This window comes from Dawidia cretensis (genome assembly GCF_018598175.1).
Lineage (GTDB): Bacteria > Bacteroidota > Bacteroidia > Cytophagales > Cyclobacteriaceae > Ohtaekwangia > Ohtaekwangia cretensis.
Genome location: NZ_JAHESE010000036.1, coordinates 1 through 17255 on the forward strand (window position 1 = coordinate 1; position 17255 = coordinate 17255).

Sequence of the window (17255 nt, forward strand, 5' to 3'; positions counted from 1 at the left end):
TGGAAGCGCAATGAAGCGAGAGCTTCACGTTGCGTTTTACGAGAATCTCAGGCTGAAATGCCTGGGTTTACTTACCAGTGAGTGATGGGGATTTCTGGCGCGGGTGCAAGGCTCGCGCCAGTGGCCCTGCAATTACTAAGATTGGGCCTGTAACACCCCCCTGGGATCGATACCAGATATTCTTCTAATTGTAGAAAATAGAGCCATTTGGGAATAAATCGTATTAGTAGTAGGTAATGGCGTACAATCCAGGGGGGTGTTCGTGCCCTATTTTTGTCTATAGGTATTTTAACTATATTCATCATGATCACATGGAAGGGAGTGTTTCCTGCGGTAACGACGAAGTTTACGGCAGATGACAAACTGGATTTTAAGACGTTTGAGAAAAATGTAGAGGCGCAATTGAAGGCCGGCGTGCACGGCATCATCATTGGCGGAACGTTGGGAGAGTCCAGTGTGCTGTCGCCGGCAGAAAAGCAGGAGCTGTTGAAGTTCACGGTGCAAACCGTGGGTGGACGGGTGCCCGTTGTCCTCAACATCGCAGAAGGCGCGACACGCGACGCCGTGCAGATTGCCGAGCGCGCGCAGAAGAACGGCCTGGACGGCCTCATGCTGTTGCCTCCCATGCGGTATAAATCCGACCACCGCGAGACCGTCACCTATTTTAAGACCATTGCCGGGGCCACCGACCTGCAGATCATGATCTATAACAATCCCGTCGACTACAAAGTAGACGTGACGCTGGATATGTTCGAAGACCTGGCCGAAAGCAAAAACATCGATGCCGTAAAGGAATCGACGCGCGACGTAGTAAATATCACGCGCATGGTGAATCGCTTTGGCGATCGCTTCAGCATCATGAGCGGTGTGGATACACTGGCGATGGAGAGCCTGGTCGTGGGCGCCAATGGCTGGGTAGCCGGGCTGGTGTGCGCCTTTCCCGAAGAGACAGTAGCGATTTATAACCTGGTGAAGGAAGGCCGTATTCAGGAGGCCGTGGAGATCAACCGCTGGTTTATGCCGCTGCTGGAGCTGGATACGTTTGCCAAACTGGTGCAGTATATTAAGCTGGCGGAAGCCGAAGTGGGCCTGGGCACGGAGACGGTGCGTGCACCGCGACTGATATTGGCGGGCGAGGAGCGTACGGAGGTATTAACGATCATCCGCGAGGCGCTGAAGAAACGACCCGTGCTGCCGCGCAGCAATGGCCAGTCCGTTAGACCTACCGCGATCACCCAATGATGGGCCCGGAACAGCTCGACAACGTACTGCAGCAGGCTGCGCAGGCGTTTGATGTGTACCGTGTGGTGGGTGGCGCCCGCAAGGCTGCATTCCTGGAAGCGATTGCCGCCGGTATAGAAGCGATTACCGACGAGCTGGTGCCCCTGGCGCAAGCGGAGACACACTTGCCCGAAGCACGTCTACGCGGCGAGATCGGGCGCACGACGGGCCAGCTACGTGCTTTTGCCGCGTTGGTGGCCGAAGGACATTGGGTGCAGGCAACGATCGACACCGCGCGGCCGGAGCGCAAGCCCCTGGCGAAGCCCGACCTGCGCAAAATGCTGGTGCCGCTCGGACCGGTGGTGGTCTTTGGCGCGAGCAATTTCCCCTTTGCCTTTTCCACGGCGGGGGGCGATACTGCGTCGGCCCTGGCAGCGGGATGTTCCGTGATTGTAAAGAGTCACCCGGCGCATCCGCGCACGTCCGCACGGGTGGCGGCGGTAATCACCACGGTGGCCCGGGCGACCGGTATGCCGGCCGATGTATTCCAACACATCGAAGACTCCAGCATCGAGGTAGGGCAACAACTTGTAACACACCCCGTGACACAGGCCGTGGCCTTTACTGGCTCACAGCAAGGCGGCATGGCGTTGTATCGTCTCGCCGCGCAACGGCCTGATCCAATCCCGGTGTTTGCCGAAATGGGCAGTGTCAATCCCGTCGTCGTATTGCCGGAGATAATAAAGACTAACACGGCATTGCCGACTATACTGGCCGCATCCATCGTACAGGGCGTCGGACAGTTTTGTACCAACCCCGGGTTGCTGTTTATTTTACGTGGCGACGGGCTGGGTGGTTTTCTGACGGCGCTGGGCGATGCCATTCACAACAGTGCGCCGGGCACGATGCTCCACACCGGCATTGCTAAAAACTATAGTATAAAAAAGGCGAATGCCACGGCACAGGCCGGTGTAGAAGTCCTCGGTACCGCGATGAATGCACACGACGACACCCAGGGCGTACCGACGGTGGCACGTGTACATGCGCGTGATTTTATCCGTAATCCGGCACTGCACGAAGAAGTTTTTGGACCTTTCTCCCTCGTGATCACCTGTGATAGTATAGACGAGCTGCGAGAAGCGCTGGCAGCCTTGCCGGGGCAGCTCACGACGTCGCTGTTTGGAACAACCGCAGAGTTGGGACAACAGGCAGGCCTGGTGGCGGCGTTACAAAAACGGTGTGGACGAATGATCTTTAACGGTGTGCCCACGGGCGTAGAGGTTTGCAAAGCCATGCAGCACGGCGGGCCGTTTCCGGCGACCACCGATGCGCGGTTTACATCCGTGGGTACGGATGCGCTCTACCGCTTTGTGCGGCCGTTCAGTTACCAGGATGCGCCGGAAGCTCTGTTGCCGCCGGAGCTGCGCAACGATAATCCGCAGCGGATCCTTCGATGTATAGACAATAAATGGACTACTGAATCGGTCCTGGCATGAACCTGATCCTTATCTTGTAGAAGCGACCATGAAGAAGACATTTTTTTGTATCGATGCCCACACCTGCGGCAACCCGGTGCGGTTGGTGGCCGGCGGCGGACCGACCCTGGAAGGCAAAAACATGAGCGAGAAGCGGCAGCACTTCCTGCGCGAATACGACTGGATTCGCAAAGGATTGATGTTCGAGCCACGCGGTCACGACATGATGAGCGGCAGTATACTGTATCCGCCGTGCGACCCGCAGAACGATGTGGCCGTACTGTTCATTGAGACCAGCGGCTGTTTGCCGATGTGCGGACACGGTACCATCGGCACGGTAACGATCGCCATCGAAGAGGGACTTGTGGTACCCAAACAACCGGGCGTGCTGAATGTCGAGGTACCCGCCGGACTGATCCGTATTGAATATACCCAGCGCGAAAGCGACAATAAAGTAACGTCGGTTAAAATCCGGAACATCAAATCCTTCCTGGCGGCGGAGAATCTCACCGCCGAATGCCCGGACCTCGGCGAGCTGCGGCTCGACGTATCATACGGTGGGAACTTCTACGCCATCGTCGACGTGCAGGAGAACTTCCCGGGCCTGGAACATTTCCGCGCCGAGCAGCTCATCGGCTGGAGCCGCGAGCTGCGCAAGAACATCAACGCGAAGTATACTTTCGTTCATCCCGAGAATCCTACCATCAACGGCTGCAGCCACATCCTGTGGGCGGGACAGGTGATCGACCCTGCATCCACGGCACGCAATGCGGTGTTCTACGGCGACAAAGCCATCGACCGCTCGCCGTGTGGCACCGGCACCTCGGCACGCCTGGCGCAATGGTATGCCAAAGGGAAATTAAAACCAGGCGAGCCCTTTATCCACGAAAGCATTATCGGGTCGAAGTTTATCGGCAGGGTAGAAGAAGGCACTACGCTGGATGGCAAACCGGCGATTGTGCCCAGCATCGAAGGGTGGGCCGTGGTGACCGGGTATAATACCATCATCATGGACGACAACGATCCCTATAAACACGGCTTCCAGGTAATTTAACAGCGCGACAGAGCGGCATGAAACATATAGCAGTAATCGGCGGTGGTGTAATCGGACTCAGCACCGCATATTATTTACAACAGGCGGGGCATCGTGTTACCGTCTTTGAGAAAGGCAGGCTCGACGAGACCTGCTCCATCGGCAATGCCGGTATGGTCGTGCCCAGTCACATCGTGCCGCTGGCCGCGCCGGGCATGATTGCCAAAGGCATCCGGTGGATGTTTAATGCCAGGAGCCCTTTCTATGTACGCCCGCGCCTGCGCGGCGACCTGATCAAGTGGGGCCTGAAGTTTTATAATCACGCCAACGCCGAGCACGTACACCGTTCTGCACCGTTGCTGAAGGAAATTAGCCTGATGAGCAAAGACCTGTTCCGCCAACTGAAGCAAGCCGGAGAATTTGACTTCGGTTACGAAGAGCGCGGCTTGCTGATGTTGTTCCAGACGGCTGAAACGGAAAGGGAGGAGATCGAAGCTGCCCACCTGGCCAACCGCCACGGTGTGAAAGCAGAAATACTGACCCTGGCCGATGTGCAGAAACTGGAACCCGACGTACGCGTAACAGCCCGCGGCGGAGTATACTTTCCCGGCGATGCGCAGTTGATACCACAGCAGTTGGTCGGCGGCCTGGCGGCCCATCTTCGTCAAAACGGTGTAACAATCCACACCAACCAGGGTGTTGAAACGATCCGCACGGAGAATGACCGCATTGTACACATTGTAACAGGAGGTGTGCCACAAGATTTTGACGAGTATATCATCGCTGCGGGCGCGTGGTCCGGCGAAGTATGCGCGCAGCTCAACCTGGGCCTGCCCATGCAATCGGGCAAAGGCTATAGCTTTACCTTGCAAGATGTCCCCAAAAACATTCGCATTCCTACACTGTTGCTGGAAGGCCGCGTAGCCGTAACCCCCATGGGCAACACGCTGCGCTTTGGTGGAACCATGGAAATTGCCGGCACCGACCGATCGGTGAACATGAACCGTGTGCAGGGCATTGTAGAAACGATTCCGAAATACTACCCCGACATGAACGTCGGTATACCGGATGTCAAAACGGTGTGGAGCGGCCTGCGTCCGTGCTCACCCGATGGGTTGCCCTATATCGGCCGCTCGCGGCGGTATAAAAACCTGGTATTGGCCACCGGCCACTCCATGATGGGCATCAGTCTGGCGCCGGCTACGGGCAAGCTTGTCAGTGAGATCGTAGACAATGCGCCAACAAGCATGGACATTACAGCCTTTGATCCGGAACGGTTCGATTGAACTTGTCGGCGACTAATGTAAAATCTTTGAATTTTGATGATTGCAGACTTTTCTTGTCAAGTGCCCTTGAGAAGCGAATCTTTGGGGTTCTTGAATTCTATTCCAGGGGCCTAAAATAATTGCTCAATTTTCGAGCCATGGCCCCGGAGCAGTCCAGATATAGTCGGTCTTATCGTTGGTCAAAATTATGTTAATGATGGGCATGATGAATTTTTCAATGCTTGTAACAATTTCTTCAAAGGATTCGGGAATGTATTTCTGATCGAGCTTCTTCCGGAAAGCCTGCCACTGGATTTGCTTAAAAGCGATGAATTCTCTACTGAAAGAACTGATCGTTGCTGGTATTTCTGTATCTCGATTTTCAAAAGTCAGGCGGATCGCGTTTGCCAGGTTGCTGCCGATGAAGTTAGAAGCTCTAGAGAGGAAATAAATGTCGTAAAAGTCTTTCATCCGGCTGTTTGCATCGCCGAGGTAGACCAATGCTTGCAGTTTTTCAGCGATGGCACTCTCCCTGCTATAACAAAGCATTTCGCCAGGTGGGAAATTAAGGGTTTCCGGTAATCTACTTTTCATAGGTGCCGGATAGACGATGTCCCCGAAACCGATATCTATTTGCATGGAGACCTTCGCGCCATCCAATTTCCCAATGAATTTCACGCGCACACCCTGATAGTCGGCGTCTTCCGTGATTCGTTCCATGGTAACTGTTTCGGGCGAAAAAACAAATCCATCAGGCTCTACGTCCAGGGCCATCACTTCTTGAATAATGGTCGTAATGGATTCTAAATCGTTTCTGGTGTCTTTTGCCAGCATATCGATGTCCCGGGTTGCACGTTGCTCGTTAATACTCCATACGCGAAGCATCAGTGCTCCTTTCAGGATAAAATAGCTTGCGCTATTGGATTTCGACCAACGATACAAGAAACGATCCATGGCAGCATATTGCAATAGTTCATCGAAAGGCCGTTTATCCTTGCGAGCTTGCAGCATCAATCGCTCACGGACTGAAGCGGCTATATTTTTGATAGGTTTGTTGCTCATGCCAAGGATTCGATATACGGTCTCATAACGTTTGTGACACGGCAGACATCAGCATAGTATGTAATCGCTTTCATATTCATTTTCTTCTTTGAACGGTATAGCTTTAGTGCTTCCAGGGCAACATCCATACCTATTTGATTGCGAAATTTAAAACAATCTGCCAGTGTTTTTTCAGCACTGTATATTTTAGTCTCAATACCGTCTATCGTATGCGATTCGATTCCATCGTGAAAAGCCTTGCCTGAAAATCGATATATGGCCAGCGGTGGATATTCCAGCATGGGAGCTCTGGCTGATCGCTCAATGGCGATGTATATTTTATGAGGTATTTGTGTTGTAATGTCATGAAATGAAAGCGCTGAGATCAGGCAGATCACGGCCTTCGGGACTCGCGTGGCAACGGTGAAAAAATCTGGGCTAGAAAGCGGCTCATTATCTGTAAGACGATAGATGCCCCGCGAGGTAAGCTCCAGCTTACCTTCCAGGATCAGTTCGCTAAGGGTGCGTGATTGGATACCGGAGGCTATCGCCTCTTTCGCTCGAATCGTGCCTCCTCCTTGCCGGATAATAGCAAGTGCCCTTTCTGCAGTTACGTCTTTCATGTGATTTAAAATGTTAACACTTATTTATAAATGTAAGCAAAATACATCAAAATGACTTTGAATACTCCACTAGAATTTCTAATACCTGTTACTCACCTCGAGAACATTTTATCCCGGAAAATAGCGCAACCCCTGTCGGAGGGGTAAAATCCTACCGGCAGTTGATAATATCGACCAAAACCGATGTCGGGATTCGGGGTAAGTTTGGAATACCATCGAACGGACCTATGCGTTATTATACAATGACAGGCAGAAATATACTCGCCATACTACTATGGCTCGGCGCGCGAATGGCAGGTGCGCAAACAGCCCCCTTACAAGCGGGCGATTATCCCATCCAGCCCGTGCTGTTCAACGCGGTAAAGCTACAAGATCATTTCTGGGCACCGCGCATTAAAACCAATCATGAAGTGACCATCCCCTTTACCCTGGGGAAATGCGAGTCGACGGGACGGATCAAAAACTTCGAGATCGCCGCGGGGCGAAAGACCGGCGTCTTTGGTACGGAGTTCCCTTTCGACGACACCGATGTTTACAAGATCATCGAGGGCGCGAGTTATTCGCTGCAGATTTTCAGAGATCCTGCCCTGGAAGCGAAAGTCGATACGCTCGTCGAGCTGATCGGCAACGCCCAGGAGCCCGACGGTTATATCTATACCAACCGCACTATCATGGGCGCCAAAGGCCATGAATGGGCCGGCACCAAACGGTGGGAGAAAGAAGCTGACCTTAGTCACGAGCTGTACAACATCGGCCACCTTATCGAAGCGGGTGTCGCGCATTACCATGCCACCGGCAAACGGGCGTTGCTCGAGATCTCCATCAAAGCCGCCGACCGCGTATGCGCCGACTTCGGTCCGGATAAACTGCATACCTACTCCGGTCATCAGATCATCGAGCTGGCCATGGCCAAGCTGTATAAAGTAACGGGTGACAAGAAATACCTGGAGATGGGTAAGTTCCTGCTCGACGTCCGTGGACCGGGCGGCGATGCCTACAACCAGGCTCACAAAAGCGTGGTGGATCAACACGAGGCTGTAGGCCACGCCGTGCGGGCGGCTTATATGTATGCGGGCATGGCCGACATCGCGGCCCTGACATCCGATGCGCGATATATCAAAGCGATCGACGATATCTGGGAAGATGCTGTGTATAAAAAAATGTATGTCACCGGCGGCATCGGCTCGACGGGTAACGGCGAGGCTTTTGGCGCGGCATATGAGCTGCCCAACATGTCGGCGTATAACGAGACGTGCGCGTCCATTGCCAATGTATATTGGAACTACCGCCTGTTCCTCCTGCACGGCGACGCTAAATATTACGACGTCCTGGAACGTACGTTATACAATGCTTTCCTGTCGGGCGTATCGCTAACGGGCGACCGGTTCTTTTATCCGAACCCGTTGGAGTCGCACGGGCAGCACCAGCGCAGCCCCTGGTTTAGCTGTGCATGCTGTCCCAGCAATGTGACGCGTTTTGTGCCCTCGATAGGTGGCTACTTCTACGCACAGAAAGATCAGTCGCTTTATGTAAATCTATACGGCGAAAGCACCGCCGACTTTACGGTGGGCAAGACCCCGGTCACGCTGAAACAAAAAACAAACTACCCGTGGGAGGGTGATATACAAATCGAGGTGACACCCGCCCAGGCCGCGATGTTTGATATTCGTGTGCGTATTCCCGGCTGGGCACAAGACACGCCTATGGCGGGTGACCTCTACAGCTTCCGCGACAAAGCTACCGCGCAACCGCAGGTATCGGTAAACGGCAAGGCCGTGCCGTTAACGACCGACAAGGGCTATGCAGTGCTAAACCGCAAGTGGAAGAAAGGCGATGTCATCCGTATCGCGCTACCCATGCCTGTACGACGCGTAGTGGGTAATACACACATTGCAGCCGACGAGGATAAATATGCCTACCAACGTGGTCCGCTGGTATACTGTGCCGAATGGCCCGACTATGCGGAAAAGAAAGTACTGAACATCGTCGTTCCCGACGACGCCAAGGTACAAGCTGTTTATACCCCCGACCTGTTTAACGGCGTGTACCTACTCCAGACAAAAGGCCAGACCACGGCCCGGGCTTCTGAAACGGAGATTAAGACGCAACCGGTAGATGTAACGCTCATACCTTATTTTGCCTGGGCCCACCGCGGGGCGGGAGAGATGACCGTGTGGATTCCGGACAAGGCCGGGGCAGCGCAACCTACGCCGGCGCCTACGATCGCTTCGAAGAGTAAGCTTTCTGCTTCTCACAAAGCGCGTACGCTGATGGCCCTGAACGATCAGATGGTGCCCCGCAGCTCCAACGACCAGAGCATTATCTTTTATCACTGGTGGCCGCTGAAAGACACCGTGCAGTGGGTGCAATACGATTTTGAGAAACCGGCGCGTGTCGGCGGGTCGCAGGTATATTGGTTTGACGATAGCCCGTTTGGCGACTGTCGCCTGCCGTTGGGGTGGCGACTGTTATACCACCAGGGCGAGCAATGGCTACCGGTAAAAAATACCGCACCGTACGGCGTGGATAAAGACCGCTACTCGGGCGTGTCGTTCGAGACGGTGACGACCGATGCATTGCGCCTGGAGGTGACGTTGCCCAAAGAACACTCTGCCGGCATCCTGGAGTGGTCTGTGCAATGATCTTTTTGTTTATCTATACCCATTACCCAAAACCTATGTTCTTTTATCTGAACCGTTTTCCCTGTGTAGCGGCCCTCGTCCGCCGCAGTGTGACGTTATCCATCAGCGTACTGTCTGCCTGGTGTGTCAGTGCGCAGTCGTATATTCCGGAGGAGGCAAACCCGCGGGTAAAGGTTGCTGATAAGATGCCGGTGGCGGTCTATCCCTTCTCCTTGCAGGAGGTGAGCTTGTTGCCGAGTGTATTTACCGAGGCGCGGGACGCCGACCGGCAGTACCTGTTGAAGATCGAGCCGGACCGCCTGCTGTCGCAGTTCCGATCACACGCGGGGCTAACGCCCAGGGCTGATAAATATGGCGGATGGGAGAGCGACGGTCTGGCGGGGCACACATTGGGCCACTACCTGTCAGCCTGCGCGTTGGACTATGCGGCGTCCGGTAATCCCGAAATGCTTAAGCGCGTCAACTATATCGTCGACGAGCTGTATGCGTGCCAGGTTGCGCGCAAGACAGGCTATGTGGGCGCTATTCCACGGGAGGACTCGGTGTTCCTGGAAGTATCACAAGGCGACATCCGTTCGCGCGGCTTCGACCTGAATGGCAGCTGGTCGCCGTGGTATACCATTCACAAAGTCATGGCCGGGCTGCTCGATGCATACCTGTATTGCCACAACGACCGGGCGTTACAAGTAGAGAAAGGCATCGCCGACTGGACGGGGCAGGTATTAAAAGACCTGAACGACGCGCAGATTCAAAAGATGTTGTTGTGTGAATATGGCGGCATGAATGAAATGCTCGTGAATACCTATGCCTTTACCGGCGACAAAAAGTATCTGGATCTGTCGTATAAATTTCACGACCGGGTAGTGCTCGACTCGTTGGCGCACCAGGTAGACATCCTCCCGGGGCGGCATTCCAACACCCAAATTCCCAAAGTGATTGGTACCGTGCGACGCTATCAGTTGACGGGCAACCGCAGTGACCTGGTAACGGGTGACTTTTTCTGGAAGACGGTCGTACAGCATCATTCCTACGCACCGGGCGGCAACAGCAACTACGAATACCTGGGCGATCGCGACAAGCTAAACGACAAGCTGACGGACAATACCATGGAGACGTGCAATACCTACAACATGCTCAAGCTCACGCGGCACCTGTTTGCCCTGCAGCCGTCGGCCGGCCTGATGGACTTTTACGAGCGGGCGTTGTACAACCACATCCTGGCGTCGCAGCATCATAAGACCGGCATGATGTGTTACTTCGTGCCGTTGCGAATGGGCACGATTAAAGAGTTCAGCGATGAGTTTAATACGTTTACATGCTGTGTGGGATCAGGCATCGAAAACCACGTAAAGTATGGCGAGAGCATTTACTTCCGCGGTAAGGATGGTAGTATATATGTCAATCTGTTCATCCCGTCGGTGTTGCATTGGAAAGCGAAAGACTTTCACATCACGCTGAACAGCCGCATACCGCAGGGCAAAACGGTTACGCTCACCATCGGCACGGGCAAAGCACAGGAACGCACCCTGCGCTTCCGGAAGCCGCAATGGGCGCCCGCGACCGTGACCGTTCGCGTGAATGGCAAAGCGGTGCAGGCGCCGCTGGATGCGGATGGTTATCTGACCCTGCGTCGTACATGGAAAAACAATGACGTGGTGGAGATGGACGTGGAGTCGTCCCTCTATACTGTCGCTATGCCCGACAATGCCGCACGGCAAGCCTTCTTTTATGGGCCTGTATTGCTGGCGGGCAACCTCGGTAAGCACGAGCCTGATCCTTCTACCGGTATACCGGTATTGGTCGCGGCGGAGCAGAATGCAGATAAGATGCTGGAGAAACTCCCTGGCGATTCGTTGACCTTCCGTACCCGCCGCATCGGTGCACCGGCCGATGTTACGCTGCAGCCTTTTTATAACCTAGACGACGAATATTATTCGGTCTATTGGGACGTCTTTACACCCACCGCCTGGAAAGAAGAGCAGCAGCGCTACGAGGCGCGTAAGCGGGAGGTCTACGCCCTGGAGAAGAGTACGGTCGATATCTTACGAATAGGAGAGATGCAGCCCGAGCGCGACCACAACTTCACGGGCGATAAATTGGAAACAGGCGAGCTGCATACACGCAAGTTCCGCGTGGCGAACGACGGTGGGCATTTCAGCTTCACCCTGAAGGTGATACCCGGCTTCTCGTACAACCTGGTCGGCACGTATTGGGGCATGGACAACCGCGGACGGAACTTCGATATCCTCGTGGACGGCGAAAAGATCGCCAGCGTCGATCTGAACAAGTTTAAGGAAAGTAAGTTTTACGACATTGCGTATAGAATCCCCTCGCACCTTGTCGCAGACAAGACCAGCGTAAAGGTCACGTTCCAGGCGAAGGCGAAGAATCAGGCCGGACCTGTTTATGGCGTGCGGCTCGTAAAAGAATCACAATAGCCGCAACAGCACGTCAACGTAACACGACGTCCATTTTATTCTCCTGTAGCTTCCGGAATTCCGTAGGGGTGATCGAGCACACCGAACGGAATTTCCGGTTGAAGTTCGAAAGATTGTTAAAGCCCACCTCCATGGATATTTGCGAAATGCTCAGGTCGTTTTGTTGCAGTAGCTTGCGCGCGTGGCCAATGCGGATCTCCGTCAGGAAATCGACATACGACTTGCGCGTGCGTTTTTTAAAGTAGCGGCAAAACGAGTTGGTGGTCATGTGCGCCAGGTAGGCCACTTCGTCCAGCGAGATCTTGCGGTGGAACTCGTTCATCGTAAAGCGGTAGATGTCGGCCAGCTTGCGGCCGTCCTGCTCATCAAAGTCACTGTATACGCCGGAGGACGCCAGCGGCTCCATGCTTTTGTTCGATGACAGGATGCTAAGGATCTTCAGCAGCACGATGATGCGGTCCATGCCCGTCTTTTTGAACAGGTGTTTGATGAGCTGCGCCACGCGGCTTTTGATGGGTTCCTGAATAAGCAGGCCGCGCTCACTGCTTTTGGCGAGCTCGTTCAGGTGCGCCATCTCCGGCATGGAGAGAAATGTTTCTCCAAATGTTTTCCATTCGAAGAAGAGCGAGAGCGAGTGCGCTTGCCCCTCCCGTTGGTCGTCGTAATATTTCCGGTCGTTGCGGAAGACGTGGGGCAGGTTCGGGCCGATCAAAAATATATCACCGGGTTTGAAGGCTCCGATAAAGTCGCCGACGATCACTTTACCGTCGCTTTCAAGGATCAGCGTAAGTTGTATTTCCGGATGCTGGTGGAGGTTGTCGTAAAAGTGAACCTCATGGTCTTCCTGCAGCCGAAAAGATTCCTGCGATGTCTTCGGAATTTTAAAGGGTAGAATCTTCATAAGGATAGTATGATTACAATAATAAATATAATAAATTTATTATTAATTGTGAAGTTTACAATTAACGAAATTGTATTCACGCTTCAATTTTGCTAATGCATAATACTACTTTATTCACGTTATTCGATTGTTTGCGCAAACGCGGTGGGGCGTGTTTTTTAGGTAAAATTGTATCGGCGGGCGGCAATATCTGTGAAACGCGTTCCGGGGCGGTGGGCGTAATTTCATACCTGCATATGAAGCGTTTTTGTTTAAGTATAGTTTTTTGCGGGAGCGTGTACCTGGCAATAGCCCAGCCGGCTCAGATTTCGATATCCGGTGCGACAATGGGTGCCACGGTATCCCGTGATTTGCACGGGATCTTTTTCGAAGAGATCAGTCACGGCGGCGAGGGCGGGTTGTATGGAGAGCTGATTCAAAACCGGGGCTTTGAGGAAAGTAAAATACCGGAAGGCTGTACGCTGGATTCGGGTTTCCTGGTTCCTCCGCGCACCCCGCATTATAGCGCGGGCCGGGTCGTGGACTGGAAGATGCCGTTTGAAGCGAAGAACGATTATCCCGCCTGGTCGCTTGCAACAACGGGTGGCGCCGTCGCGCGCCTGGCATTAGACCTTTCGCAACCGTTATACCCCGAGACGCCGCGTTCGTTGAGAATTGATATAGCATCGATGCCGCGGACCGCGAACGTTGCCGTGATCAACGAAGGATTTTGGGGAATCTCCGTACAGCAGGGCGCTGCCTATACCCTGACCTTCCATAGTCGCACGGAAAAGTATAACGGTGTCATGACGGCACGCCTGGTGAGCGCTGACGGCAAAACATTGGCGGAGCATGTTTTCGAACGTGTGCAGGGAAGCGGCTGGAAGAAGTATACGGCCACGCTACGCGCCCATGCGAGCGATGCACAGGCTACGTTTCAATTAGTATTGTCCCGCCCGGGCACCGTGTGGCTGGACTTTGTTTCGTTGTTTCCGGTACAGACGTTTCGTAACCGGCCCAACGGCCTGCGACCGGACCTGGCGCAATACCTGGCCGATCTGAAGCCGGCGTTTGTGCGATGGCCCGGCGGGTGTTTTGTGGAGGGCATCAGTCCCCAGAGCGCACCGAACTGGAAAAAATCACTCGGCCCCGTCGAACGGCGCCCCGGCACGTACAGTCCGTGGGGCTATTGGTCCAGCGATGGACTGGGGTACCACGAGTTCCTGCAATTCTGTGAAGACATCGGTGCCGACGCGCTGTATGTGTTTAACTGCGGCGTGTCGTGCGAGATGCGCAGCGGTGTATACTTGGAAGATGCGCACGTCGACACTCTTGTGGCCAGCGTGCTCGAGGCGATCGAATATGCCATTGGCCCGCAGGAGTCCCGTTGGGGCAAGGTTCGGGCGAAGCAAGGCCATCCGGAACCGTTTCCCTTGCGTTACGTGGAGGTAGGCAACGAGCAGGTGGGCGAGCGGTATGCAAAACGTTTTAACATCTTTTATAAAGCCATTAAAGAAAAGTACCCACAGCTCGAAATATTGGCGGCGATGGGTATAGCCCACCTCAGCCAACCCACGATCCGCGCGGTCGGGAAGATGGACATCGCCGACGAGCATGCGTACAAAGCTGCGGGGTGGGCAATGACGTATGCGGATTGGTACGACAAGTATCCGAGAAAAGACTGGCGGCTCTATGTGGGCGAGTACGCCTGCAATGCGGGTGTCGGTGCGGGCAACATAGCGGCGGCGCTGAACGACGCCACCTTCATCCTGGGCATGGAACGAAACTCCGACCTGGTGACGATGAGCAGCTATGCGCCCTTGCTGGAGAATATACACGACACCGACTGGCCGGTAAACCTGATCCGGTTCGATGCCGGCCGAAGCTTTGCCCGCATATCCTACTACGCCATCAAAATGCTGAACGAGCATAAAGCGTCGGTAAACCTGGCGACGCAGGTATCCGCGCCGATAGATACCGTAACGCCGGCGTTTGCCGGCAAGATTGGCCTCAGTACGTGGGACACACAGACGGAATATAAAGATGTGGAAGTGATCCAGGACGGCAAGGTAGTATACCACTCTGGCTTGATCCGGAAGGAAGATTGGCGTCTAACGGGCGGGCAGTGGGAGGTACGCGACAGTGTCCTCGCCCAGACGAAAGCGGGTGCCTGGCCGCTGGCATTACTGAATACGAAATCATTCGACACCTATACCTTGAAGCTGAAGGCTCGCAAGACGGGCGGCTACAATGCGTTCATGATACCCTTTGCGTTCCGCGACGATCAGCAATACATGCGCGTGCACCTGGGCGCCTGGCTCAACAAGGTGGCAGCGTTTGAGACCGTCACGACGGGCGCCGACGCGATCGTGTCGCAGCCGGTGCGATTGGAACAGCCCGTGGAGCTGAACCGGTGGTATGCCATCGAGCTGCGTGTCAACACCACTACGGTTGATTGTTACCTGGACGGCAAGCGGTTAATGACGTATCACACTCCGGCCGATCTTTTTGCGATCGCCGGCCGCGACGATAAGACAGGGGAGGTGGTGATCAAAGTCGTGAACGCCGTCGGGCGTGCCCGACCGGTGTCGATCGTAGTAAACGATCTCGCCCTGGAGCCGGCAGGCACCGCCGTGGTGCTGGCAGCTGACTCGCCGGATGACGAAAACTCCTTCGAGTCGCCGCAGCGGTTCGTGCCGCAGACGGAGCCGGTGCATGGCATCGCAAAACGTTTTGAGTATGTAGTGAAACCCTGGTCCGTAACGGTGTTGCGGGCGCGGATCAAACGACCCTGACCGCGGCAACGCGGTAACGCCATCGAATAACGCCGAGTGGAGTTATTTGGTTTGGGTGAGCCCCGTCTGTCCGGACGGGGCTTTTTGATAGAAGGCGGTTAAGATCCTATCAGGATTTACTAATTTACCATTCATTCATCGGATGTACCGATCTTTAACTTTAGTCCTATGCTGTCTTCGTCCTACACTGGCCGGATCGCCTGCGCGATCTTCCTGATATTCACCTTTGTTCCGGGTTGCCTGCAAGCACAGGCGCCCGTGTTTACGCACGACGATACCCTGCGCGGCACCATCACCCGCGAGCGTGCGTGGTGGGATTTGTTGTATTATCATCTCGATATCAACGTCGATCCGGCAAAGAAGCAATTGTCGGGCAAAGTGACGGTGCAGTACAAAGTACTGGAGCCCTATACGGTGTTACAGATCGATCTGCAACAGCCCCTGGTGATCACCCAGGTGTTGATGGGAAAGAAGAAGCTTACGTTCACGCGCGACGGCAGTAATGCCTATAAGATCAAGCTGCTGCAGGCTCCTGCCAAAGACGCCATCCAATCGTTGGATGTGTATTACAACGGCAGCCCGGTGGTAGCCAGGAACCCACCGTGGCAGGGTGGCATTCAGTGGGCTAAAGCCACCGACGGCTCGCCCTTCATCGCGACCTCGTGTCAGGGCCTTGGGGCCAGCGTGTGGTGGCCGTGCAAAGATCACATGTACGACGAGCCCGATAGCATGCTCATGAGCATCACGGTGCCGGAAGACCTGACGGATGTTTCCAACGGCCGGCTGCGCAGTGTAGTCGAAAACAAAAAGTCCAGAACAAAAACCTATCACTGGTTTGTCGGCAATCCCATCAACAACTACGGCGTAAACCTCAACATTGCTAAGTACGCGCACTTTGCCGACACACTGCACGGCGAAGCGGGCACCCTGGATCTGGATTTCTATGTGCTGCCTGAGAATTTGGAGAAAGCGAAAGTACAGTTCAAACAAGCCAAGCTGATGCTAAAAGCTTTTGAGCATTGGTTTGGTCCGTACCCGTTCTATAAGGACGGCTACAAATTGGTAGAAGCGCCCTACCTGGGCATGGAGCATCAAAGCTCGGTAACCTATGGCAACGGCTATAGCAACGGGTACCGTGGCCGCGACCTGTCGGGCACGGGATACGGGTTGAAATGGGACTTCATCATCATCCACGAGTCCGGGCACGAATGGTATGCCAACAACATCACCTATCAGGACATAGCCGATATGTGGATCCACGAATCTTTTACAAACTACTCCGAAGGTCTGTACACCGAGTATTACTTTGGCAAGGAAGCCGCCACGGACTATGTGGTCGGCACCCGGCGCGGCATCCAGAACAGCATGCCGATCATCGGTGTCTACAATGTCAACAAAGGCGGCTCTGGCGACATGTATCCCAAGGGTGGCAACATGATCCACACCATCCGGCATAGCATTGGCAACGACGTATTGTTCCGCGACATCCTCCGCGGCATGAACAAAACCTTCTACCATCAAACGGTGCGCACGGAGCAGATCGAAGGTTATATCTCAAAACGCGCCGGACGCGACTACTCCAAAGTATTTGATCAATACCTCCGGTCGGTAAAGATTCCCCAATTCGACTACTATTACGCAGGGAATAAACTATTCTACCGCTGGTCCAACGTAGTGCCGGGCTTTGACTTGCCCGTTCGGCTATCGGATGGCGCCGGCGCTATTGTATTATACCCCACGGCCCAGTGGCAATCACAAGAACCCATCATCGATAAGCCGATCGACGCCAAATACCTCGAGCGCATGTACTATATCACAGTACGCGATACTGCTCAATAACCG

11 protein-coding genes are annotated in these 17255 nt (G+C 54.3%); 8 read left to right on the forward strand and 3 right to left on the reverse strand.

Annotation, left to right across the window (positions count from 1 at the left end; genetic code table 11):
* Nucleotides 1–306: 306 nt before the first annotated feature.
* Genes KK062_RS25005 through KK062_RS25020 form a run of 4 tightly spaced genes read left to right on the forward strand, consistent with a single transcriptional unit; the run spans nt 307 to nt 5015 of the window.
* Nucleotides 307–1242: a dihydrodipicolinate synthase family protein gene (locus KK062_RS25005; protein ID WP_254087158.1), complete on the forward strand. Its 936-nt coding sequence runs from the start codon at nt 307–309 to the stop codon at nt 1240–1242.
* Nucleotides 1239–2717 carry an aldehyde dehydrogenase (NADP(+)) gene (locus tag KK062_RS25010; RefSeq protein ID WP_254087107.1) on the forward strand — a complete coding sequence of 493 codons (1479 nt, stop codon included), beginning with the start codon at nt 1239–1241 and terminating at the stop codon, nt 2715–2717. Before KK062_RS25005 ends, KK062_RS25010 begins: the two co-directional genes overlap by 4 nt.
* A 28-nt stretch (nt 2718–2745) precedes the next feature.
* Nucleotides 2746–3750: a 4-hydroxyproline epimerase gene (locus tag KK062_RS25015; RefSeq protein ID WP_254087108.1), complete on the forward strand. Its 1005-nt coding sequence runs from the start codon at nt 2746–2748 to the stop codon at nt 3748–3750.
* Nucleotides 3751–3767: 17 nt separating this feature from the next.
* A complete protein-coding gene (locus tag KK062_RS25020) occupies nt 3768–5015 on the forward strand; it encodes an NAD(P)/FAD-dependent oxidoreductase (protein WP_254087109.1) in 1248 nt (415 codons plus the stop codon).
* Nucleotides 5016–5138: 123 nt separating this feature from the next.
* On the opposite strand, the gene KK062_RS25025 is transcribed toward KK062_RS25020, so the two are convergent.
* Both KK062_RS25025 and KK062_RS25030 read right to left on the reverse strand, forming a co-directional pair.
* The gene (locus tag KK062_RS25025; RefSeq protein WP_254087110.1) at nt 5139–6056 is read right to left on the reverse strand and encodes a nucleotidyl transferase AbiEii/AbiGii toxin family protein; all 918 of its coding nucleotides are present in this window, start codon (nt 6054–6056) and stop codon (nt 5139–5141) included.
* Complete coding sequence (locus KK062_RS25030) at nt 6053–6658, reverse strand: type IV toxin-antitoxin system AbiEi family antitoxin domain-containing protein (protein ID WP_254087111.1); 606 nt, start codon at nt 6656–6658, stop codon at nt 6053–6055. Before KK062_RS25030 ends, KK062_RS25025 begins: the two co-directional genes overlap by 4 nt.
* Before the next feature lie 242 nt (nt 6659–6900).
* On the opposite strand from KK062_RS25030, the gene KK062_RS25035 reads away from it, so the two are divergent.
* Together KK062_RS25035 and KK062_RS25040 are read left to right on the forward strand one after the other, a co-directional pair.
* Entirely contained in the window at nt 6901–9300 is a 2400-nt protein-coding gene (locus KK062_RS25035; RefSeq protein ID WP_254087112.1) for a glycoside hydrolase family 127 protein, read from the forward strand.
* 35 nt (nt 9301–9335) lie between these two features.
* On the forward strand, nt 9336–11738 hold the full coding sequence (locus KK062_RS25040; protein WP_254087113.1) for a glycoside hydrolase family 127 protein: 2403 nt from the start codon (nt 9336–9338) through the stop codon (nt 11736–11738).
* Nucleotides 11739–11751: 13 nt separating this feature from the next.
* Here KK062_RS25040 and KK062_RS25045 read toward each other — a convergent pair whose 3' ends face one another.
* A complete protein-coding gene (locus tag KK062_RS25045) occupies nt 11752–12639 on the reverse strand; it encodes an AraC family transcriptional regulator (RefSeq protein ID WP_254087114.1) in 888 nt (295 codons plus the stop codon).
* Between the two features lie 350 nt (nt 12640–12989).
* Here KK062_RS25045 and KK062_RS25050 point away from each other — a divergent pair, with 350 nt between their 5' ends.
* A complete protein-coding gene (locus tag KK062_RS25050; RefSeq protein ID WP_254087115.1) occupies nt 12990–15413 on the forward strand; it encodes an alpha-L-arabinofuranosidase family protein in 2424 nt (807 codons plus the stop codon).
* Between the two features lie 168 nt (nt 15414–15581).
* Nucleotides 15582–17252, forward strand: coding sequence for a M1 family metallopeptidase (locus KK062_RS25055; RefSeq protein ID WP_254087116.1), 1671 nt, complete (start codon nt 15582–15584; stop codon nt 17250–17252).
* Nucleotides 17253–17255: the final 3 nt, after the last annotated feature.

Coding starts and splice junctions, on each gene's coding strand:
- KK062_RS25025 (WP_254087110.1), bottom strand. CDS start 6,056: ATGAGCAACAAACCTATCAAAAATATAGCCGCTTCAGTCCGTGAGCGA.
- KK062_RS25035 (WP_254087112.1), top strand. CDS start 6,901: ATGACAGGCAGAAATATACTCGCCATACTACTATGGCTCGGCGCGCGA.
- KK062_RS25015 (WP_254087108.1), top strand. CDS start 2,746: ATGAAGAAGACATTTTTTTGTATCGATGCCCACACCTGCGGCAACCCG.
- KK062_RS25045 (WP_254087114.1), bottom strand. CDS start 12,639: ATGAAGATTCTACCCTTTAAAATTCCGAAGACATCGCAGGAATCTTTT.
- KK062_RS25040 (WP_254087113.1), top strand. CDS start 9,336: ATGTTCTTTTATCTGAACCGTTTTCCCTGTGTAGCGGCCCTCGTCCGC.
- KK062_RS25055 (WP_254087116.1), top strand. CDS start 15,582: ATGCTGTCTTCGTCCTACACTGGCCGGATCGCCTGCGCGATCTTCCTG.
- KK062_RS25010 (WP_254087107.1), top strand. CDS start 1,239: ATGATGGGCCCGGAACAGCTCGACAACGTACTGCAGCAGGCTGCGCAG.
- KK062_RS25030 (WP_254087111.1), bottom strand. CDS start 6,658: ATGAAAGACGTAACTGCAGAAAGGGCACTTGCTATTATCCGGCAAGGA.
- KK062_RS25020 (WP_254087109.1), top strand. CDS start 3,768: ATGAAACATATAGCAGTAATCGGCGGTGGTGTAATCGGACTCAGCACC.